Raw genomic sequence first — 20,597 nt, forward strand, 5'->3', positions numbered from 1 at the left:
TCCTCATATGGTTAATGCTGGTTTTTTCGGTGAAGTTAATCTATCAAAAAAAGATGTTAATGCAAATTTAAAGGGCGGTAGTAAAGCCGGTTTTTATGTGCAAATAAGTCAATATTTATTTTTGGTGTTACTTTTTTTATAAATCCCTTTTTAATCTCAATATGTCCTTATTATTTTTATAAATAATCTTTTAGTATTTGCTAAATTCCACCGTTTTGCAGTGTACTTTAGTAGAGGGGATTCAGCCGCGACAGGAGGTTTGAAGCATTGTAGCATATAATAAGAAACTTTGAGGATTGGTAAGGCGTCGGCGCTGAGAGTGATGTCTTAAATAGGGTGTGTAGGCCGGTAATGCCTTAAAATCATCCAAATAATACACGTTGTTATATAAAATTTTTTATGCGTAAATATTATATCGCTTGATAGTTTAAGAATGTAATAAACAATGGCTAATAATTAAACGTTCATTCTATTGTTCTGAAGGGATTTTCTATTATTACGCCAGCTTGATGGTTATTGATTTTGTGTTTTTAAATTTCTTCATTCTAGTGTAGGGTGAGAATATCTTCCCGTGGGAAATTAATCATAAGTAAAGCTAAGTTTTATTCTTATCTAATATTAAGAATATACTGGCGATTTTTTGGGGTTTATTCATTTTATAAAGGATGGGAAACATATGGGACTGTTTCGCCAGGAGGCGCTTCAGGCAGAAAGGCAGAAATGGCTAGGGAGCGTAATATTAAGTACGCCTTTATCTCTGCGTTTTTTTACTTTTTTTATCTGTGCGGTTATAGCACTGGTTATATTGTTTTGCATTTTGTTTTCATATACCAGAAAACAAACGGTGACGGGGCAGCTTGTCCCCGATAAGGGCGTTATTAAAGTTTATAGTCAACAATACGGCATCGTTATTGAGAAAAAGGTTAAGGAAGGCGACAGGGTCAAACAGGGCGATGCGCTGTATGTTATTTCAAGCGAAAGAGAAGGCGCTAACGCGCTCGGCACTCAGCAAACGATAAGCACGCAGATTCAGGCAAGGTTGGATTCACTTAACGATGAGCTGAATAAAAATCAGGAACAGTTCTCAGCGGAAAAGTCTCTGCTTGAAAGCTACATCGAGAAGTTAAATAGCCAGATTGATGCGCTAAATAAACAAATCGTCAATCAGCGACGCATTCTGGGGCTGGTTCAGCGCCGTCAGCAGCAATATCAGCAGATTTATCAGAAAGAATACATTTCTCTGGAACAGTATGAGCGAGTGAAAGAAGAGGTTCTGCAACAGCAGAGCGCGCTAAGCAGCTATGAGAGAGAAAAGCTCAACACCGAAAAGGAACTGGCCGGTCGTCAATCTGAGCTGGATGGGCTGCTGCTGAAGTTTGAAAAACAGCAGGGACAGCTCGAACGAAACATTTCCAGCGCCAAACAGGAGCTGGCCGAAAGCGAAGCCAAGCGCGAGATCGTTATTCAGGCTCCTCAATCAGGGACAGTGACGGCCGCCGTCGCGCAGGTAGGGCAGTTTGTTGAAAGCAGCAAACCGATGGTCAGCATTATTCCTGAAAACTCGATGCTGCAGGTTCATCTCTATGCGCCCAGCAAAGCGGTCGGCTTTATTCAGGAGGGGGCGGAAGTCTGGTTGCGCTACCAGTCATACCCTTACCAAAAGTTTGGCCAGTATAGAGGCCGGGTGGTTTCTGTTTCTAAAGTGACGCTGACACAGCATGAAATTCAGGCTACGTCACTTACGTCCAATGAACCTTCGTTTTATCAAATTACGGTTAAGCCCGAGAGCCAAACCGTCTTTGCTTATGGCCAAAAGAAAGCGCTTCAGCCAGGAATGGAACTGGAAGCAGACATCACGTTGGACAAGCGCAAGGTTTATGAATGGGTATTGGAGCCACTGTTTAGCATTACGCAAAAGGCAAGCGACTGAGGTTAAGGGGCGAATTGAAGGATGAGTTTTGTTAAAAAAATAAATTTTGGGCTGACCAGCCATCGGCTGCCTGTCGTGATCCAAACGGAGTCTGCCGAATGCGGACTGGCCTGTCTGGCAATGATTGCCGGCTACCATAGTTACAATACCGATTTAGCGACGCTACGCGGTAAGTTCAGTATTTCTCAAAAAGGGATCAATCTAAGCCAGCTTATAGGCATTTCTAAACAGTTAAACCTGAACAGCCGCTCTTTGCGCTTAGAGCTCGACGAGCTTCCTAAGCTGAAACTTCCCTGCATTTTGCACTGGGATTTCTCCCATTTTGTGGTGCTAAAGTCAGTCAAAGGAAATCGGTGCGTAATTCACGATCCCGCGACCGGCGCCCGTCAGTTAACGCTGTCTGAAGTTTCTTCATCGTTTACCGGCGTGGCGATAGAGCTCTGGCCGGATGAAGGATTTAAGCCGCAGGAACAGCGTCGTCACGTTCGCTTTCGCGATTTGATAGGGAAAATCACCGGGCTTAAAAGCAGCTTTATCCAGGTGTTAATACTGGCGTTGGGAATTGAATTATTCAGCATTGTGTCACCGCTGTTTACACAGTGGACCATCGACTACGTTATCGTCTCTAACGATAAAAATCTATTGGTTACGCTGCTTGTCGGCTTTGGCGTTATGATGCTGGTGCAACAGTTTACTTCAGCCGTACGCGCCTGGGTCATGATGTATATTTCGACCTCGATCAGCGTACAGTGGCGCGACAGCGTGTTTCGTCACCTGATGCGTTTACCCATCAGCTACTTTGAGAAGCGCCATCTGGGCGACATCGTTTCCCGTTTTGGCGCCGTCGATTCCATTCAGTCCACGCTGTCGTCTTCCTTCTTCGTCGCTATTCTCGATGGGCTAATGACCATCGTCACGCTGGTGATGATGTATATCTATAGCCCTCTGCTGGCGACCATTTGTCTGATTACCATGATGCTTTACGTCATCGGACGCATCCTGTGGTACCGGCCGCTGCGCATGGCGTCGGAGGAGCAAATCGTCCACGGCGCCAAGCAGCAAAGCCACTTTCTAGAGACGGTTCGCGGCGTAAGAACCATCAAGCTGTTTGAACGCCAGCAGGAGAGAACCGCAGACTGGATGGGGCTGCTTATTCGCCAGATTAATGCCGGCGTGCGGGTGCAGAAGCTGCAAATTTATTACCAGCAGCTTAACGGACTGCTGTTTGGCGTAGAAAACCTGGTGGTCCTGGGGCTGGGGGCCATGATGGTTATGGACCAGACCTTTACGGTCGGCGTTCTTATGGCCTTTACCTCCTATAAAACCCAGTTCAGCCAGCGCATAAGCAGCCTTATCGACAAGTTCTTCGAGTTGAAGATGCTGAGCATCCAAACCGAGCGCCTGGCCGATATCGTTCTTACCGCCCCTGAAGACGCTATTGAACCGGTTTCTGAGACGCAGCAGTCCCGGCCGCCCAAAATTGAGTTCAAAAACGTCAGCTTCCGCTACGCCGATAGCGAACCCATGGTTATTAAGGACGTGTCCTTCGTCATTGAACCCGGAGAGTGCGTCGCGCTGGCAGGCCCGTCTGGCGGAGGTAAAACCACGCTAAGCCAGCTGCTGTGCGGCAGCCTGACGCCCTGCAGCGGCGACATCCTGATTGATGGCACAAGCCTTAAAAAGCTGACGCCGGCCGGGCTGCGGCGGTTTAGCGCGACGGTGCTGCAAGACGACGTGCTGTTTGCCGGCTCAATTATGGACAACATCACCTTTTTCGATCGCGATATCGACAGGGAACGCGTCGTGAAGTGCGCGCTGATGGCGGCTATCCATCAGGATATTGAACAGATGCCGATGCAGTACAACACGTTGGTCGGCGATATGGGCGTTGCGCTTTCCGGAGGGCAAAAGCAGCGGATCCTGCTAGCCAGAGCGCTCTATAAGAGCCCTCAGCTTCTGATTCTGGATGAAGCTACCAGCCATTTAGACGTTCAGCTGGAGCAGGTGGTTAATGCCGCCGTTTCCCGGCTGAAGATCACGCGTCTGGTGATTGCCCATCGCCCGCAGACGCTAGCCTCTGTCGACCGCATCATTGTTATTGAAAACGGCATGTCGACTCAACAACTCACTCCCGCCCAGCTTTTTGGTCAGCCGGAGAGCCCCAAACCCACAACAGAGCCAGTTACCGAGGAGGAAATCTAGGATGAATGGACGAGTGTTTACGGCATTAACCTGTTTTGTCGTAACAATCGGTGTCTGCCACGCAGGCTCAAGGCAGGATATCGAAAAAATGATTGATGAACTTAGTCAGGCCAGAGCGCCCAGAGTAGATGGCAGCGTAGTGCAAAAAGGCGCATCGAAAGGCTATGAGCTTATCTATCAGACCAGGAAATCAACGGCGATGCCGGTAGGGACGCAAAGCAGAGAAATTGAAACGCCGTCGCAGGGGAACATTCGCGTTGAAACAAGCATTCATACGTGGCCTTCGGCGGTGCCAGCAGTACAGGCGACCGGCCGCTATCATTATGCGCCGCCGCCCGTGCCTGAATTTGAAAGCATGGCCTATGGACAAAAGGATATCGTTACCGTCGATGCTTCCCCGCTTCAGATAAAAACGGAGACGCAAATATCTCCACCGGGCGCGCGTTCATCCCGCGTAAGCGGAATGATGCTGCCCAGAATGGGCGCTGCGGCGTCTTGGCAGGCCGTATCTCGCACCAAGAGCAAGAAGCCGCTGTCATCACCCGGTTATATCGAAACGGAAACGGTAATGTCGCCTGCGCCTCCCAAGCGATATTCCATCATGGAGGGGAATAAATAGGATGAGAAACTGGCTTTTAGTATCGCTGATAGCGTCTTCCTGTTTGCCCCTTTGGTGCAACGCCGCGCCTTCGCAGGACGTGATGTCGCTGATTGACGAGCTGTCGTCGTCGAAACCGGCGGCTGGCGCCACCGGCAGTAGCGCCTATGCGCAAAAGGGCGCGCGGCCGGTTATTACGGATGACATGCTCTACAGAAAAGGCCGGGCGGCGGAGAGCAAAACTGCAGCGCCGCAGGCCGCGGCGCTTTCTCAGGAGAACGTTGAACGAGATATATGTATTGACGGTACGGCGCAAAAAGGCGTGTTGAGCTTTTATGACGTCGTCGTTTTGGCCATGTGTAACAACCCGAAGGCGAAGGCAACGTGGCTGAATCTTCATTACTACCAAATTGAGAAAGATAAAAGCTATGCGGGCTATATGCCGACGGTAGATGGGCTTTCTACGTTCGGCCATCAGGAGACGAAAACGCACTATCCGCAGACAACGCTCGACAGCACAACGGAAAACTGGAAAAACACGCTGGAACTCAGCTGGCTGCTGTTTGACTTTGGGCAACGGGAGGCCGGGGTCGACAGGGCGAAAAGCGAACTTAGCGCCATGGAGTTTATGACGCAGTCGGACCTGCAGGACGTCGTGTTGGACGCGGCGCAAAAGTACTTTGCGGTAATCGCCGCTCAGGCGTATCTGGACGCCGCGCGCGACATTGAGCTTATCGCCTATAAAAGCCTACAGGTGACTCAGGGTAAGCGGGAGGCCGGCGTCGGCGTTTTGGCCGATGAACTGCAGGCGAAAAACGCCGCGCTGTCGTCAACCAACTACCGCATTCAGGCTGAAGGCGACGTGCGTAACGCCATGGGCGCGCTGGCGTCGATTATTGGTCTGGACATTACAAAAAACATCACCTTCCAAAAGGGGTTGACGGTTCCCTCTGAGCGTTCTTTGGCCGACATTCAGCGCTTAATTGATAAGGCGCTTAATCAGCATCCCTATCTGCTGTCCGTTAAAGAGCAGATCGCCGTCTCGGAGAAAGAGCTGGCTATCGCTCAGCGCGGATTTTTACCGTCAGTCTACCTGACGTCCCGATGGGGCGACAGCGAGGCGAAGTACGGCCCGACTTATAACACCGACGAGTTTTATATGGGCGTTAGCGTCAAGGTGCCCATCTTTAGCGGTTTCAGTCAGTACAACGCCGTCAGGAGCGCTCAAAACAAACTTGAACGGTCGAAAAACCAGTATGCCCAGTCGCGGCGCGATATCGCGCTTCAGGTTTGGCAGACCTATCAGAGTCTTTCAACGACTCAAAGTAACTTAAAGAACATGAGCGATTTAGTTGCGTCATCGCGACGCGCCTATGACATCGCACGTGGGCGTTATCAATCCGGCGTCGGAAGCATTTTGGAATTGCTAAACACGCAAAACGATCTGTCAGAGGCCGAAATGGATAACGTTAACAGCATGGTGGAGTGGCACCTGTCCAGACTTCGTCTGGCAGCAAGCCTGGGGCAGTTGGACGTAACGGCCGTTAAAGACAGTCCGCTTAACTAAGCGAAAACGGCCTTTGGCACTTTGGGGGAGAAAATATGAGAAAAAATCATAATTAGATCATGTGATACCACTGCTATTTTGTGGCCACTGAATACATAAGACGACTCGTCAGAGGCCGATAGAGATAACGTTAGCGGCATAGTGATGCGGCGCTTGTTTGGACGTCGTCCGGCGGCTGGTCTGAGGCAGTTAAACGTTTATGGCTGTTAAAGACAGTTCGCTTACTTAAGCGAAGCGGCTTTTGACACTATAGGGAGAGGAAGATGAGAAAAAATTATAATCAAATCATGTGCCACCACTGCTCCGAAAAGAGCGGCGTTCGGCGGCATGGCAGAGCGCGTTCGGGGCTGCAGCGTTACTATTGCTCCAACTGTAAACGCACGTTTCAGATAAACTACATCTATCAGGGGAACGAAGGAAAAATCCTTCAGCAGGTCGAGGCGCTGTATGAACAGGGAAAAAGCCGCAGCGAAATTTGCTCTAATCTGGGCGTTTCCCACACCGTGGTCGATCGCTATCTGTACCTGCTGCTTATAGAAGGGGACGCCTAAAACGCGCCGTTTGTCAGCAAGCGCATAGATAGCGCTGCTCCGTCTGAGTTACGCTTGTGGGTTATCTGGAATACTCATCCGGATACGCGGTAGATAAAAAGTAGGTTACAATGCCGCTCGCACAATTTCGATGAACTCAAGGCTAAGCCAGTAACCTATGCGACTTTCAGACAATCAGCTTGAACTACTCAGCCCGGCCCGCACTGTAGAAATTGCCCGAGAGGCGATTTTACACGGCGCAGACGCCGTTTACATCGGCGGGCCGGATTTTGGCGCGCGTCACAATGCGGGTAATTCGCTGAAAGACATTGCGGAGCTGGCGACGTTCGCTCACCGCTATTACGCCAAAGTATTCGTCACGCTGAACACCATCCTGCATGATGAAGAGCTGGAGCCCGCCAGGCGCCTGATTCATCAGCTTTATGACGCAGGGGTAGATGCGCTTATCGTGCAGGATATGGGCATCCTTGAGCTGGATATCCCGCCTATCGACCTCCACGCCAGCACCCAAACCGACATTCGTACGCTGGAAAAGGCCCGCTTTTTATCTCAGATCGGCTTCTCCCAGCTGGTGCTTGCCAGGGAGCTGAGCCTGGAGCAAATCAGGCGCATTCGCCAAGAGGTTGATGCGTCATTGGAATTTTTCATTCACGGCGCGCTGTGCGTTGCGTTTTCAGGCCAGTGCTACATCTCTCACGCCCAGACAGGGCGCAGCGCCAACCGAGGCGACTGCTCTCAGGCGTGCCGGCTTCCCTACACGCTAAAAGACGAGCGGGGCGGCATTGTCGCTTACGATAAACACCTGCTGTCGATGAAGGACAACAATCAGTCTCTGAACCTGAATTCCCTTATCGATGCCGGCGTTCGTTCTTTCAAGATTGAAGGGCGCTACAAGGATCTCAGCTACGTCAAAAATATTACCGCCTACTATCGTCAACGGCTTGACGCCATTATGGCGCAGCGTTCGGATTTGACGGCGGCCTCGAGCGGCAGAACGCAGCATCACTTCGTGCCCAATCCGGATAAAACCTTTCACCGCGGCAGCACCGATTACTTCGTCAACGAGCGCAGGATAGATATCGGCGCCTTCGATTCGCCGAAGTTTATCGGCTTACCCGTAGGCGACGTGTTGAAAGCCAGTGAACAATATTTAGACGTCAGCTCAGAGGCGCCGATAAATAACGGCGACGGCCTCAACGTGTTGATTAAACGGGAAGTTGTCGGCTTTCGGGTCAATAAGGCCGAAAAGCTGGCGGACGGGCGCTATCGCCTTTATCCCAACGAAATGCCGCAGGCCTTGACCAAGCTTAGACCGCATCATCCCCTTAACCGAAACCTCGATCATCAGTGGCAACAGTCGCTGATGAAAAGCTCCAGCGAACGCAGAGTGGGGATTCGGCTACACTTAAAGAGCGGAGAACGTGGGCTGCTGCTGGAGGCCGTCAGCGAGGAAGGTATTTTAGTTACGGTGTCACTTGATGGCGCATATGAACCGGCGAATCAGCCTGAAAAAGCGCAGGCCTCTCTGAAGGAGGGGCTCAGCAAGCTGGGCCAGACGATGTATTACGCCGCAGAGGTCACGCTCGATCTGCCGACGGTGCCTTTTATCCCCAGCGCCCAGCTCAACCAGCTGCGCCGCGATGCGGTGGATAGGCTGACGGAAACCCGACTGGCGAGCTATCAGCGCGGGAGCCGCAGGCCCGTAGGTTTGCCTTTGCCGACCTATCCGCAAACGCATTTAACTTTTTTAGCTAACGTCTACAACCATAAGGCCCGCGAGTTTTACCAGCGCCACGGCGTAGAGCTTATCGATGCCGCCTATGAGGCGCACGAAGAAAAGGGCGAGGTGCCGCTGATGATAACCAAGCACTGCCTGCGCTTTGCCTTTAACCTGTGTCCCAAGCAGGCAAAAGGCGTACAGGGTGTGAAAACCCGCGTAACGCCGATGCAGCTGGTGCAGGGCGAGGAAACGTTGACGTTAAAATTTGACTGTAAATCCTGTGAAATGCAGGTGTGGGGTAAGATAAAGTCCCATATCCTAAAATCGCCGCCGCCGGGAAGCGTTAAGGAAAATGCCGACGATTGAATGGGTGGATACAAAATAGCGACAAGTAAGACAATAAATAGGGGCTTTTCTCTATGTTTGGTTTTTCTATACCGCGTACGTTCATTGTTTCACTGTTTTTTCTTTTTTCGCTCAGCGCAATGGCGCAGGGGGCTTCAACGCCGGATGCCCCCGACTCTGATGCATCGGCCAACGTTAACGTCCAAAAGCAGTTCGATGCCGAATCCCTGGTCAAACTCCAACAGCATTTAAACGATATTAAGCAAGGGGTCTCCGTCGCCACGACGGATAAACAGCTAAGCGAGCTGTACGTCGAAACGCAGGAGCTGATTGGCAAGGCTGAGGACGGCGTTCAGCTACTGCATCCCGCATTAGAGCAGGTAAATACCCAGCTTGACGTGGTGGGCGCGCCACCCGCCGCGGGCGCACCGGCCGAAGCGCCGGAAGTGGCCCGCCAGCGCCGTGAATTGACAGACACCAAAGCGCAAATGGTGAAGACGCAAGGCCAGCTTGAAACGCTAAAAGCCGATGCGACAAACCTGTCCAAACATATTGTTCAATTGCGCCGAAGCGCGCTGAAAACCCAGTTGGCCCTTAACTCCGGCAGCATCATGAGCTGGCGCTTCTGGGCCGTGCTGTTTACGCCCCAGCAGGAAGATCTAAAAAAGTTTAACGACTTCAACCAGCAGTGGGCAAATGTCTGGAATGAGGCATGGCAGCCGGGCGCCCGTTCCGGCACCGTTGTGCTGGGGCTGTTAGCGCTGGCCTTTTGGGCGTTTGGCCGTCGGCTGCTGGAGCGAGGGCTCGTCTGGCTCAGCATTCAGGCATTTCCCGATGGCCGCCTGCGGCGCAGCTTTTTAGCCTTGGGAACGGTAACGGTGACGGTGTTTACGCTCTGGGGCGGCGCGCGGTTGATCTATCAGATTTTTGAAGATCTGGATGCCTTCACGCCGATCGTTGAACAGTTTTCTAACGCGCTGCTCGGGTTGACGATATTTTCAGCATTAGTCGTCGGGCTGGGCAGGGCGCTGCTGTCCATCCGGCGCCCTTCATGGCGGCTTATTGCCATGCCAGATCCTATCGCCAACGCGCTGCAGTTCTATCCTCCAATGCTGGCCGCGCTGCTAATGGCCTTCGGCTCCGTAGAGCAGGTCAATACCGCCATTAACAGCAGCGTGCCAACCGCTATCTTCGGCAACGGCATTATTGCGCTGCTGATTGGGCTATTGATGTTTTCAGCGCTGTACCGCGTTCGCATCGTGAGGCGCTCGCTGCTGGAGGAAGATGCGGCGGCGGAGGTCAAAGGTACGATAGCCGGTTTGATCTACGTCTGCGTTACGCTGGTTTCCACGGTGGCTCTGCTGGCGCTGCTCATTGGCTATATTTCTCTGGCGCGCTTTTTAAGCTATGAGCTGGTGTGGGTCGGCATCGTTCTGTCGGTGCTTTATCTGGCGGTAAAGTTTGTCAACGACCTGTGCGAGAGCCTGTTCTCGCTTAATAACGCCAGCGGAAAGTGGATAAAACAGACGTTCAATTTGAATGAACGCTATCTGGATCAGGCCACCATCCTGTTTTCCGCCATCGGCAAGACGGTGCTGCTGCTGTTGGCGATCGTCGCCCTGTTCAACGGTACCTACGGCACGACAACGCCGATAACGCTGGTTGAAAAAATTGTTGAGATTTTAGGCAGCGACAGCCTGGGCAAAATCAACATCGTTCCGGCGAATCTCATTAATGCGGCCATCAGCCTGACGATCGGCATTTATATCCTGCGAACCGCCCGACGCTGGCTGAGCGCCAAGTTTCTACCCAAAACGGCGATGGACGCCGGGATGCGCATGTCGCTGGTTACGCTGTTTAGCAACGTCGGCTACGTGCTGCTTATCCTGATTACGCTGTCGATTCTCGGCATCGAGTGGAACAAGCTGGCGTGGATCGTCAGCGCCCTGTCGGTGGGTATCGGTTTTGGCCTGCAGGAGATCGTAAAGAACTTTATTTCCGGCCTGATCCTGTTGACGGAGCGGCCGGTAAAGGTGGGCGATTTGGTCAGCATCAGCGGCGTTGAGGGGGACATTCGCCGCATTAACGTGCGCGCAACGGAGATTCAGCTCAGTGATAAATCGACGGTTATCGTACCCAACTCCCAGCTGATTTCTCAAAACGTCCGCAACGTGACGATGGGTAACGCACAGGGCGTCGCCACTATCGCATTGACCTTTCCGCTGGATATCGATCCGGAGCAGGTACGCGATATCCTGATTGAGGCCTACTCCTCCCATGAACTGATTTTTGACACGCCGGGGCCGTCGGTCACCTTTAGCCAGCTAACGCCTGACGGCATTACGCTAAGCGTTACGGGCTACGTCAGCAGCCCTCGTCTGGTGAGCCGCACCAAAAGCGATTTGCTGTATGAAATCTTAAAGCGCCTGCGTGCGGCGGGCGTTAAGCTGTCCAGCCCTCAGAGTTTGGTTCTTCAGCGGCATCCGCAGGATGATGTGGGGATTGAGCATAGAGGGGAAGAATAGAAAAGGGGGAAGCTCTCGCTTCCCCTGACGCCTATTTATCCTGCGCGGCCACGGCAACCGCCGTATTCACCGCGTCAGGAATGACGCTGCCGTGGTTTTTCCCCGGGAACAGGATAAAGCTTACGCTGGCGCCCTGTTGAGCCAGCGTTGCCGCCAGATCTCGCGCTTTTGTCACCTGCTGACGTTCGGCCTGCCTTTTGGCGCGTTCGGGGTCAACCGGCTGATTGACCTTGGCCGGATCGGGCTTCTCTTCGTACTCGCCGACGGTCATCGTGATGGACTTTGGATTAGCGGTTAACAGCGGGGAGCGTTTAGGAATAACGACGCCTTTTCCCCACCATAGCGAAGGGCTGGCCGCCACGTAGCGTTGGAAGCTTTGCGGGTGATTAAACAGAACGTACAGCGTAAACAGCCCGCCGAACGAATGGCCCGCCAGCGTTTGGCGAGACGCGTCAACGGCGTACTTAGCCGTAATCGAAGGCTTCAGCTCTTGTTCAATAAACTGATAAAAAGCCTCTGACTGCCCGCCCTTGGCGAACGCTTCGCCTTCCGCCGGCGGCGTATAGTCGCGCGTGCGAAGCTCCGTATTGTAGCTGACGCCGGTCGGGTAGCCGACGGCGATAATTAGGGGGGCCGGGCCGTTTTCAGAACGATAGCCGTTAACCGCGACGGGAAACTGGCCGTTGCCGTCCAGCATGTATAAAACGGGGTAGCCGCTCGCTGGCGCAGGCGCCTTCGGCACGGCGACGTAAATACGATATTCGTACCCTCGTGCGGAGGTCATGTCGTGCTGGCCGAGCGTAAAGTGTTGACGGGCGCTTTCTTCAATCGGAGGAATAACGGGCGAGGGCTTGGCGGATACGCCGGTGGAAAAGAGCAATGCGGCGGCGATGAGCGATTTATACATGGATAACATTTCCGAAGAGAAAATAGCGGTACCCGGTAACGGATACCGCATGAGGGTTAGAACTTCAGATTGAGGCCGACCCAGAAGCGGCGGCCGTCTTCAACGATCCAGTTGCCGCCGTTGGTATCAATATCATCCCCGGTTTCGTCGGTGATATTGAGTACGGCCATGTTCAGCTGGGCGTTTTTGCTAATCTGATAAGAGCCGCCTACATCAGCGGTCGTAAAGGCGTCGCGATAGCGGGGGCCGGTATAGCCGTTGCGCTGCCCGGCCCACACCTGCTTGCCGGTGTAGGTGACGCGCGCGTAGGTTTCCAGCCTGTCGTTAACCTCCCAAGTCAGCTTGCCGTTGGCGCTGTGCTTCGGCGTTTGCGCCAGCGGTTCGCCTTTTAGCGAAACCCCGCTGCTGAAGGACTCATCGTCGCTCGTACGCTTGGAGTCCAGATAGGTATAGTTTAAGTCCAGCTTCCACGAGGGAACGAGAGGAATGCTGGTCGCCGCTTCTACGCCCTTGATATTGGCTTCGCCGACGTTGTCAAAAGTATAAAGATTCAGGCCGGTAATGGGATCTTTAGTGCCCGTACTGTAGCTGGTGAGCTTGTTTTTAAAGTCGGTGTTAAACAGCGTCAGCGCGGCGCTGAAGCCCGATTCGTGATCGTAGGCGATGCCTATTTCTTCGTTTACGCTGGTTTCCGGCTTCAGGTTAGGATCGCCGTAAATGATGCCCGCGCCGCCCTGGGTTGCTGTGCCGTAGCTGGGGCTTATCTCGCGAAGCGTAGGGGCGCGGAACGCTTTAGCCACGCCGCCTTTCAGCGTAATTTCGTCCGTCAGGTGATAAACCAGGTAACCGCGAGGGTTCCAGTAGTCGCCGTAGGTCTCGTGATCGTCAAGGCGAACGCCGCCGGTAAAGATCAGATCGTCGGTTAACGAGATTTCATCTTCGACGAACAGGGACTGCTGGTAGGCCGAAATATTGGCGCCTTCCGTCTTTCCTTTGCCAATCGTCGAGCTGTCTTCCAGTTCGGAATACTGGTACTGACCGCCAATGGTCACCATGTTGCTCGGTAGAGGCAGCGTCATTTTGGCGTCGACCACCGTGTTGGTGATTTCAGGCCTTCGAGCGTCGTAGCCGCCGTTCCAGGCGCCAGTAGTGGCGTCTAGCTTATAGCTTTTGGTGATGCGCTTGGTTTTTTCCTGATAAACGCTGACGTCGGTAAAGCCAAAGTCCCAGCGGCCGTTATGGGTGATGCCCCAGTGGTTGCGCTCGTTGCTCAAATCGGTTTTTGCATTGGGCTGCTTTAAGCCGCCGCGAATGGTATAGGCATCGATAGATTTCCCCGGCGTTGACTCGCGCTTTTGTACGGTGCGGCCGGCTTCCAGCGTAATATCTTGAGATTCGGTCGGCGAAATGCTGAATTTGGTGGTGAAGTTTTTGTTATCGTTTTTGTTATAGCCGCCAATAATGTCGTCTTCAGGGCGGTAGTTAGCGTTGCCGTAGATTTGGAAGCCGAGCAGATTGTCCATCAGCGGGCCTGAAAGGTAGAAATTGCCACCGTAGAGGTTACCGGAATCGGCGTTTTCCTGAATGGTGGCGTCCATACCGACCGCGCCGACCCATTCGGTGCCGACTTTGCGGGTGATGATGTTGATAACGCCGCCCATAGCGTCAGAGCCGTACAGTGCGGACATTGGGCCGCGAATGACCTCGATGCGTTCAATCGCTTCCATCGGAGGAATAAAGCCGGCTTCAAAACCGCCGCTGCCGTTCGGGCGTGATTCACGGCTGTTCTGGCGCTTGCCGTCGACCAGGATCAGCGTGTAGTCGCCGGGTAAGCCGCGAATAGAGATGTCCTGGGTGTTGGTTTCACTGCCGGTGATGCTGATGCCTTCAACGTCTTTAACGGCGTCAGCCAGATTATGGAACGGCTTTTTCTCTAAATCTTCACGCGTAACGACGGAGATGCTGGCGGGGGCGTTGCGAATAGACTGTTGGAAGCCGGACGCTGTTACGACCATCGTCTCATCACCGTCGGCAGCAAAGACGGGGAGGGCGAAGCTGCCGATAATGGCCAACGTGAGGCGATTTAGCGAGTTGTTTTTCATTTATTATCCCTACTCAACGGTATGAAAACATCTGTGTGAATTTGTGTGGTTATGTAAAGAAATCGCAATGATAATAATTTCTATTTAGATTTGATCAAGCATTTTATTGAGAAATCTTTACAAATAAATTCGCCTCCGGCCGAAGCGCGAAGGCGAGATGAAGGAAATAGATGGAACGTTTTAATCAGTTATCGCCATTGGCAGGGTAGAATCCCTGATAAAGCTGCTCTACCGCCAGCCCGACGCGGGGCCCCATGCCCAGAATAATCGCTCTGTCGATGGCGACGATGCGCTGATTTTTCCAGGCTGGCGTTTGCTGTACGCCGGGGATCTCGCCAAGCTTTGCCATTCCGCCGGCGACGCTCAGGCTCTGTTGTGTTACCACAATAACGTCTGGATTACTGCTGATAATGCCTTCACCGCTGTACTTTTTGTACTGAACGTGAGCGGCGACGTTAACGCCACCCGCCATTGCCATAATGCCGTCGGCAATGCTTTGCCTGCCAGCAACCTGAGGCTCGGCGTTGTCAATATTGAGTAAAAACAGCACGTTGGTTTTCTTGGCGTGCCTATCTACGTTCTCTTTGACCGTGATGAGCGTTTTCTCAATGTCGGCGATCAGCGCGTCACCCGCCGCCTGACGGTTAAGCACAGTGGCGACCTGGCGAATGTTGTCGCTTAGCTGGGAAACGGTGGCCGGCGTACGGGGAAGCGCCACGACCTTAACGCCGAGCTTTGGCAGCTGGCTTAGCACGTACCCGGGCTCAGCGTCACTCCAGGTCAAAAACAGCGTTGGCTTTAGTGCGAGGATGCCCTCGCTGCTGAGCTGCTTCCAATAGCCTATCTGCGGCAACGACTGGGTTTGCGGCGGATATGAGGTTGTCTGATCCACCGCGATAACCTCATCGCCAGCGCCCAGCGCGTATACCACCTCGGTCAGCGAACCGCCCGCGATGACGACTCGCTCCTGAGCCTGCAGCCATAAGGGGGCGCTAAGCGCCGCCACTAGAGTAAGTAGTCGAATCATTCAGCGTCTCCTTAGAAGCTAAAACCAAAGCTGACGGCGGTATTAAAACCGGATGCCGGAATACTTTCGTGCGCCGTTTGGTAGCGCTTATCCGTCAGGTTATTCAGCGCCAGGTTGACCTGATACTGGTTTTCAGAGCCAAAGTAGCCGGTTAGCTCCAGGTTTGCCGTCGCCCAGCCCGGATAGTGGTACTCTTTGTCGGTCATTTTGTTATCTGCTCCGGACGCCGCGCGGATATAGAAATCAGCGTCTAGGTCCATAAAGTCCAGGAACAGGCTTTTCTTCACGCCGAAACGGCCCGTCAGCATCGGCTCGCCGGTGTCATAGGTGCTTCGGTTTTCCATCTTCAGCTCGCGCTGCATCATGTTGCCGGTGACGTAAGGAACGACGGCCCAGCCGCTGTATTCCGCGTGAAGCTCCATGCCGTAGGTATAGGCCTTATCCGCGTTGGCGTAGTACTCATAGGCTGAACGGCTGCCGTTGCTGTTACCGTTACAGACCGCGCCGCCGCTGCAGGGCAGCGTCGTGATGTAGTTATCGGCTACGGAGTAGTAAACGGCGGTGTCAATGAACCACTGGTGGCCGTTATAACGAAGCCCGATTTCATAGTTATCGGAGGTTTCCGCCTTCAGGTTCGGGTTGCCGTAGAGTATGCCGCTGCCGCCTGCGGTCGATTCGATGAACAGGTGAGACAGAGTAGGGAATACGTAACCCTCGGCATAAGAGAAGCGCAGCTCGGTATTGGCGAAGCCGGAATAGCGCAGGCTGGTAGACGTTGTCAGCGTGTTGTCTCTGACGGTTTTTTCATTTTCCGTCGCATAGCTTGTTCCTTGGCTTGAATGAACGGTGCGGCTGTGCCCGCTAAGAACTTTCGACTCCAGCCAGTACTGGCGAGCGCCCAGCGTCCAGGTCCAGTCTTCTGCTATTTGCAGCTCGTTTTGAGCAAAGAGCGCCCAGTTAGACTGCTCCCAAGCGTTATCAGAGTCCTTCTGCCGCTGGTAGTTAGTTGCCGGGGGAAAGCCGGTTGACGTGGAGGACGCCACTTGGCTTAAAGAATCTTGCGTGACCTTGTCACGTTGATACTGTGCGCCAAAGATAAGCGTGTCGTTGTTAAACGGCGTCAGGTCGGCTTGGAACGTTATCCCGTCCGTCTTCTGTTTATCATTAATATTGCTTTTCGTTGCAACGTTCAGGTCACCGATCATTGGGCTGCCCGTCGCCGTGCTGACTTCCACATGATTGCGGAACTGGCGCTCGGTTTCCTGGTGATAGCCGTCCAGGTGGAGATTTTTCAGTACGTCGCCGTCGAGCCGGTAGTCATAGAACAGGCCAATCTTTTCGCGCGTCAGCTTGGGGATTTTTACGCTAAAGGCCTGATAACCCGGTTCGTCGAAGTAGGTTTGAGTATCCAGCTTGTAGCGATCGAGAGAAAGCCCGACCTTGTGTTTACCCAGCGTATAGCCCAGCCATGCTCCTTGGCTTTGATTGTCGAAGCCGGTATTGGGCAGGCGGCCGTCCGGCGTATCGCGATCGCCATAGTCGGCATAGCTGGCGTTCAGACGATAGTCGAATCCCCCGACCGAGCCGTAAACGGCGGCCGACTCCGCCCAGCCGTCGGTTGCGCCGTCATAAACGACGTTGACCTTACCGCCGATCGGCTTATCACCGCCTTTTTTGGTGATAAAGTTGATAACGCCGCCAATGGCCTGTGAGCCGTAAAGCACTGAATGGGGCCCTTTAACGACTTCGATACGTTCGAGCGCAGAGCTGTCAATCAGCAGGCCGGGGCCAGAAGTGTGGCCGGAGCGTTGGTAAGTGACCTCTTGACCGTCGATAAGCAGCAGCACTCTTGACGGCGCTTCACCGCGGATGCGGATTTGTTTTCTACCCGCAAGCGCATTGTCATAGATCTCTACGCCGGGAACGTCGCGCAGGGCTTCGGCCACGGAATCGCCGGTAAGCTTGTCCAGCGCCTGACGGTCAATGACCTGAATGGACACCGGGCTTTCCCACAGCGGTTTTTCCGTACGGCTGGCGCTGACCACCATCGTCTCGTCTTCTTTTTCTTTGTCCGATCCAGATATCGCTTCGGCACTAGCGTTGGAAATCATTAGCAGAGGAAGAAGGGTGGTTAAAAAAGTTTTCCTTGTCTTTATCGTAGCTTTCATATTTTTTCTCTGTTTTTAATGAGAATGATTATCGTTGGCTTTTATAAAGAAAGAAAAGATGAGTTTCGAGTACTAATTTACCGATATTTGATCGCAGTCATAAAAATCAAAATTATTTTTTTGGAGTAAATATAAAAAATATCAATGAGTTAAATAATTAACCCTGGTTTGTTTTTGCAAATGATTAACATTTGCATTTAATAAAAGAACATAATGAAATGAAAACAAACATAAAAAATACATCTTTATATCCAAAGGAATTTGTTAAAAAAAAGAAAATTTTTATAAACGGCTAAACGGGGAGATCAAAAAATACCCCGTATTAGTGAGAAAAATTTCATTTGATAAACGATTATTATTATCATTTAATGCGGTGAATTTAGCTTAAAACGTCAGAACAAATCAGAGATCCAAAGATGGCTATTGATTTAACGCCTTACTATGCTCAGCCCGGCCCTTTGCCTTTTCCCGATCGTCATGCAACGATGCCGTGGCGCAACAGCGTGCCGCTTGCGCCGGAAGAAATAAATGACGCCTGGTTTTCGCTTATTCAAACGACGGTGCCTGCGCGTAAGCGCCTGCTGTATCTTCACATTCCATTTTGCGCCACCCACTGCACCTTTTGCGGCTTTTATCAGAACAAGTTTCATGAAGATAGCGCGCAGCGCTACGTTGACTATCTGCTCAAAGAGATTTCTCTGGAAGCGGGCAGCCGCCTGCATCAGTCCGCGCCGATCCATGCCGTTTATTTTGGCGGCGGAACGCCGACGTCTCTTTCAGCCGATGGGCTGTTTCGCATTATTGAGCGGCTAAAGTCGAGCCTTCCGCTGGCGCCGGACTGTGAAATAACGGTTGAAGGGCGGATCCTCAATTTTAACGACGAGCGCATTGACGCCTGCCTGGCTGCGGGGGCAAACCGTTTTTCTATCGGCATTCAGACCTTTGATACCCATATTCGCCAGCGTATGGCCAGAACCTCGGATAAAGAGCAGTCCATCGCGTTTTTGCAAAACCTGTGCAAGCGGGACAAGGCCGCCGTGGTGTGCGATCTGATTTTCGGCCTCCCGGGGCAGACAACGGAAACCTGGCGTGAAGATATCGCCATCGTTAGAGATATAGGCCTAGACGGCGTCGACCTGTACGCGCTAAACCTGCTGCCGACAACGCCGCTGGCCAAAGCGGCGGAAAACCAGCGCGTCACGCTGCCGGACGTCTCCGCTCGCCGCGATTTTTATCTTCAGGGCGCCGACATTTTAGACCAGTACGGATGGCGCCAGTTGAGCAACAGCCACTGGGCGAGGACGACCCGCGAACGCAATCTCTACAACCTGCTGATTAAACAGGGCGCCGACTGCCTGGCCATGGGATCGGGCGCCGGGGGCAACCTGAACGGGCAGGCCTATATGATGGAGCGCCGTCTGGAAAGCTACTATCAAACCCTTGATGCAGGCCGCAAGCCGATAATGATGATGACTCAGCCAGCGGGAAGCGCTTCTCGCTGGCGGCACGAGCTGCAGGCGGGCATCGAGGTGGGAAGAATTGACCTGCCCGCACTCACGCCGCGAGCTGGGGAGCTGACGCCGCTGGTATCCCAGTGGCGTCAGGCCGGGCTCGTGCGCGATGACGATCTCTGCGTTCGGCTGACGGACGAAGGGCGGTTTTGGGCCAGTAACCTGCTAGGCTCTTTGCAGCAGCTGGTTATGCAGCTTAACGCCTAAGGCTATCGCCTTATCCCCGATCTATTCCGCTGTCCACTGACGGCATAGATATCAAGAAGATAAAACCATAACGTGATTAGAAAGGACATTCCCATGAGTGAAGTAAGCCTGAATGAAACCGGCCTGAGTGAATTTATGAAGACCAATCCAGACGGCACGCTGGAGGACATAGCGCGTCAATACCAGACGTCGCTGCTGGACGTGGTAGACGCCTTACCCTCGCGCACGCTGGTCGGCGGCGAAAAGTTTGACGCCGTATGGGATGAGCTGACCACCTGGGGGCCGTTAACCACGCTGGTTCACAATCATGACGTCATTTTGGAGTTTCACGGCGAACTGCCTTCCGGCTTCCATCGCCACGGCTATTTTAACCTGCGCGGAAAGAACGGTCTGAGTGGGCACATCAAGGCGGAAAACGTCCGGCATATTGCGCTTATCGAGCGTCCGTTTATGGGCATGGCGACCGCTTCTATCGTATTTTTCAATGAGCAAAAGCAGGCGATGTTCAAGGTTTTCCTTGGTCGCGACAGCCACCGCCAGCTTCTGCCCGAGCAGGTTGAGGCCTTCCGGCGCCTGGGCGCGGGCTTAGCGAGCGGCGCTAAATGAGCGTGTGGTTAATCTTTGGGGCGGCGAAGGGAACCGGCGCTCACGTACTTGAATACGCATTGGCGCACCAACGGCAGGTTTTTGCTTTGCTGCGTAGAGAAGAGGACGCAGCGCGCCTGCGCGAGCGGGGCGTTATCGCTCTGGTTGGCGATGCGACGGATGCCGCCGCGGTCGAGCGAATTTGTACGATGGCGGGAGCGGATTGCACCATCGTTTCTACGATGGGCGGCAGCCATGACTATCTGGCGCACCGTACCGTTATCGACGCCGCCGAAAAAGCGGGCATAAAGGATATGGTGATGGTGACGTCGCTCGGCTGCGGCGACAGTTGGCCAACGCTGTCCGATCGCGCCAAGGCGGCGTTTGGGCAAGCGGTTAGAGAGAAGTCGCTGGCGGAGGTGTGGCTACAGACCAGCGGGCTTAACTACGGCATTCTTCGTCCTGGCGGCCTTTTAAACGGCGAAGCGACGGGAAAAGCGCAGTGCTATCAGCATCAGGAAGTGCATGGGTTCGTCAACCGCAGCGACGTGGCGTTAACCATTGCCAATCTCATCGGTAGCGGTCTGAGCGGACAGGTTTATAGCCTGATCGAGCCAGGGCTGGCGCCGGTTCGATAATCCTGTTGCAGAGG

At 53.1% G+C, this 20,597-nt stretch carries 14 protein-coding genes; 10 read left to right on the forward strand and 4 right to left on the reverse strand.

Annotation, left to right across the window (positions count from 1 at the left end):
* The first annotated feature begins 844 nt into the window (after nucleotides 1–844).
* The 7 genes from G544_RS0102595 (at nucleotide 845) to G544_RS19800 (ending at nucleotide 11,438) form a co-directional block, all read left to right on the forward strand.
* Nucleotides 845–1,930 (forward strand): HlyD family secretion protein, encoded by a 1,086-nt coding sequence (locus tag G544_RS0102595; protein WP_161624100.1) that lies wholly within the window; start codon nucleotides 845–847, stop codon nucleotides 1,928–1,930.
* Nucleotides 1,931–1,951: 21 nt separating this feature from the next.
* Nucleotides 1,952–4,132, forward strand: a complete 2,181-nt coding sequence (locus G544_RS19790; RefSeq protein WP_071783241.1) for a peptidase domain-containing ABC transporter — start codon at nucleotides 1,952–1,954, stop codon at nucleotides 4,130–4,132.
* A gap of 88 nt (nucleotides 4,133–4,220) precedes the next feature.
* Nucleotides 4,221–4,751, forward strand: a complete 531-nt coding sequence (locus G544_RS0102605) for a hypothetical protein (protein ID WP_027273142.1) — start codon at nucleotides 4,221–4,223, stop codon at nucleotides 4,749–4,751.
* Nucleotide 4,752: 1 nt separating this feature from the next.
* Nucleotides 4,753–6,297 carry a TolC family protein gene (locus G544_RS0102610; RefSeq protein ID WP_027273143.1) on the forward strand — a complete coding sequence of 515 codons (1,545 nt, stop codon included), beginning with the start codon at nucleotides 4,753–4,755 and terminating at the stop codon, nucleotides 6,295–6,297.
* A 263-nt stretch (nucleotides 6,298–6,560) separates the two neighbouring features.
* The gene (locus G544_RS19795; RefSeq protein WP_036023075.1) at nucleotides 6,561–6,848 is read left to right on the forward strand and encodes an IS1/IS1595 family N-terminal zinc-binding domain-containing protein; all 288 of its coding nucleotides are present in this window, start codon (nucleotides 6,561–6,563) and stop codon (nucleotides 6,846–6,848) included.
* A gap of 157 nt (nucleotides 6,849–7,005) precedes the next feature.
* On the forward strand, nucleotides 7,006–8,934 hold the full coding sequence (locus tag G544_RS0102620) for a peptidase U32 family protein (protein ID WP_027273144.1): 1,929 nt from the start codon (nucleotides 7,006–7,008) through the stop codon (nucleotides 8,932–8,934).
* A gap of 53 nt (nucleotides 8,935–8,987) precedes the next feature.
* Nucleotides 8,988–11,438, forward strand: a complete 2,451-nt coding sequence (locus G544_RS19800; protein WP_081650717.1) for a DUF3772 domain-containing protein — start codon at nucleotides 8,988–8,990, stop codon at nucleotides 11,436–11,438.
* 31 nt (nucleotides 11,439–11,469) lie between these two features.
* Here the strand turns inward: G544_RS19800 and G544_RS0102630 are convergent, their stop codons facing one another.
* The 4 genes from G544_RS0102630 to G544_RS0102645 all read right to left on the reverse strand — a co-directional run bounded on the left by G544_RS0102630 (nucleotide 11,470) and on the right by G544_RS0102645 (nucleotide 17,642).
* Complete coding sequence (locus G544_RS0102630; RefSeq protein ID WP_027273145.1) at nucleotides 11,470–12,345, reverse strand: alpha/beta hydrolase; 876 nt, start codon at nucleotides 12,343–12,345, stop codon at nucleotides 11,470–11,472.
* Nucleotides 12,346–12,401: 56 nt separating this feature from the next.
* Nucleotides 12,402–14,447: a TonB-dependent receptor domain-containing protein gene (locus G544_RS0102635; protein ID WP_027273146.1), complete on the reverse strand. Its 2,046-nt coding sequence runs from the start codon at nucleotides 14,445–14,447 to the stop codon at nucleotides 12,402–12,404.
* A gap of 184 nt (nucleotides 14,448–14,631) precedes the next feature.
* A complete protein-coding gene (locus tag G544_RS0102640; RefSeq protein WP_027273147.1) occupies nucleotides 14,632–15,474 on the reverse strand; it encodes a heme/hemin ABC transporter substrate-binding protein in 843 nt (280 codons plus the stop codon).
* 11 nt (nucleotides 15,475–15,485) lie between these two features.
* Complete coding sequence (locus G544_RS0102645; RefSeq protein WP_027273148.1) at nucleotides 15,486–17,642, reverse strand: TonB-dependent receptor plug domain-containing protein; 2,157 nt, start codon at nucleotides 17,640–17,642, stop codon at nucleotides 15,486–15,488.
* Between the two features lie 416 nt (nucleotides 17,643–18,058).
* Between G544_RS0102645 and hutW the strand changes: the two genes are divergently transcribed.
* The 3 genes from hutW (at nucleotide 18,059) to G544_RS0102665 (ending at nucleotide 20,583) form a co-directional block, all read left to right on the forward strand.
* Entirely contained in the window at nucleotides 18,059–19,360 is a 1,302-nt protein-coding gene (hutW, locus tag G544_RS0102655) for a heme anaerobic degradation radical SAM methyltransferase ChuW/HutW (RefSeq protein WP_027273149.1), read from the forward strand.
* Between the two features lie 93 nt (nucleotides 19,361–19,453).
* Complete coding sequence (hutX, locus tag G544_RS0102660; RefSeq protein WP_373876141.1) at nucleotides 19,454–19,966, forward strand: heme utilization cystosolic carrier protein HutX; 513 nt, start codon at nucleotides 19,454–19,456, stop codon at nucleotides 19,964–19,966.
* Nucleotides 19,963–20,583: an NAD(P)H-binding protein gene (locus G544_RS0102665; protein ID WP_027273151.1), complete on the forward strand. Its 621-nt coding sequence runs from the start codon at nucleotides 19,963–19,965 to the stop codon at nucleotides 20,581–20,583. Before hutX ends, G544_RS0102665 begins: the two co-directional genes overlap by 4 nt.
* Nucleotides 20,584–20,597: the final 14 nt, after the last annotated feature.

The organism is Leminorella grimontii ATCC 33999 = DSM 5078 (genome assembly GCF_000439085.1).
In the GTDB taxonomy this organism is placed as follows: domain Bacteria; phylum Pseudomonadota; class Gammaproteobacteria; order Enterobacterales; family Enterobacteriaceae; genus Leminorella; species Leminorella grimontii.

Bases quoted from the DNA above. Each gene is read 5' to 3' on its own strand.
- G544_RS0102640 (WP_027273147.1), bottom strand. From the start codon at position 15,474: ATGATTCGACTACTTACTCTAGTGGCGGCGCTTAGCGCCCCCTTATGG.
- G544_RS0102610 (WP_027273143.1), top strand. From the start codon at position 4,753: ATGAGAAACTGGCTTTTAGTATCGCTGATAGCGTCTTCCTGTTTGCCC.
- G544_RS19800 (WP_081650717.1), top strand. From the start codon at position 8,988: ATGTTTGGTTTTTCTATACCGCGTACGTTCATTGTTTCACTGTTTTTT.
- G544_RS0102605 (WP_027273142.1), top strand. From the start codon at position 4,221: ATGATTGATGAACTTAGTCAGGCCAGAGCGCCCAGAGTAGATGGCAGC.
- G544_RS0102635 (WP_027273146.1), bottom strand. From the start codon at position 14,447: ATGAAAAACAACTCGCTAAATCGCCTCACGTTGGCCATTATCGGCAGC.
- G544_RS0102630 (WP_027273145.1), bottom strand. From the start codon at position 12,345: ATGTATAAATCGCTCATCGCCGCCGCATTGCTCTTTTCCACCGGCGTA.
- G544_RS0102645 (WP_027273148.1), bottom strand. From the start codon at position 17,642: ATGAAAGCTACGATAAAGACAAGGAAAACTTTTTTAACCACCCTTCTT.
- G544_RS0102665 (WP_027273151.1), top strand. From the start codon at position 19,963: ATGAGCGTGTGGTTAATCTTTGGGGCGGCGAAGGGAACCGGCGCTCAC.
- hutX (WP_373876141.1), top strand. From the start codon at position 19,454: ATGAGTGAAGTAAGCCTGAATGAAACCGGCCTGAGTGAATTTATGAAG.
- hutW (WP_027273149.1), top strand. From the start codon at position 18,059: ATGGCTATTGATTTAACGCCTTACTATGCTCAGCCCGGCCCTTTGCCT.
- G544_RS0102620 (WP_027273144.1), top strand. From the start codon at position 7,006: ATGCGACTTTCAGACAATCAGCTTGAACTACTCAGCCCGGCCCGCACT.
- G544_RS19790 (WP_071783241.1), top strand. From the start codon at position 1,952: ATGAGTTTTGTTAAAAAAATAAATTTTGGGCTGACCAGCCATCGGCTG.
- G544_RS19795 (WP_036023075.1), top strand. From the start codon at position 6,561: ATGAGAAAAAATTATAATCAAATCATGTGCCACCACTGCTCCGAAAAG.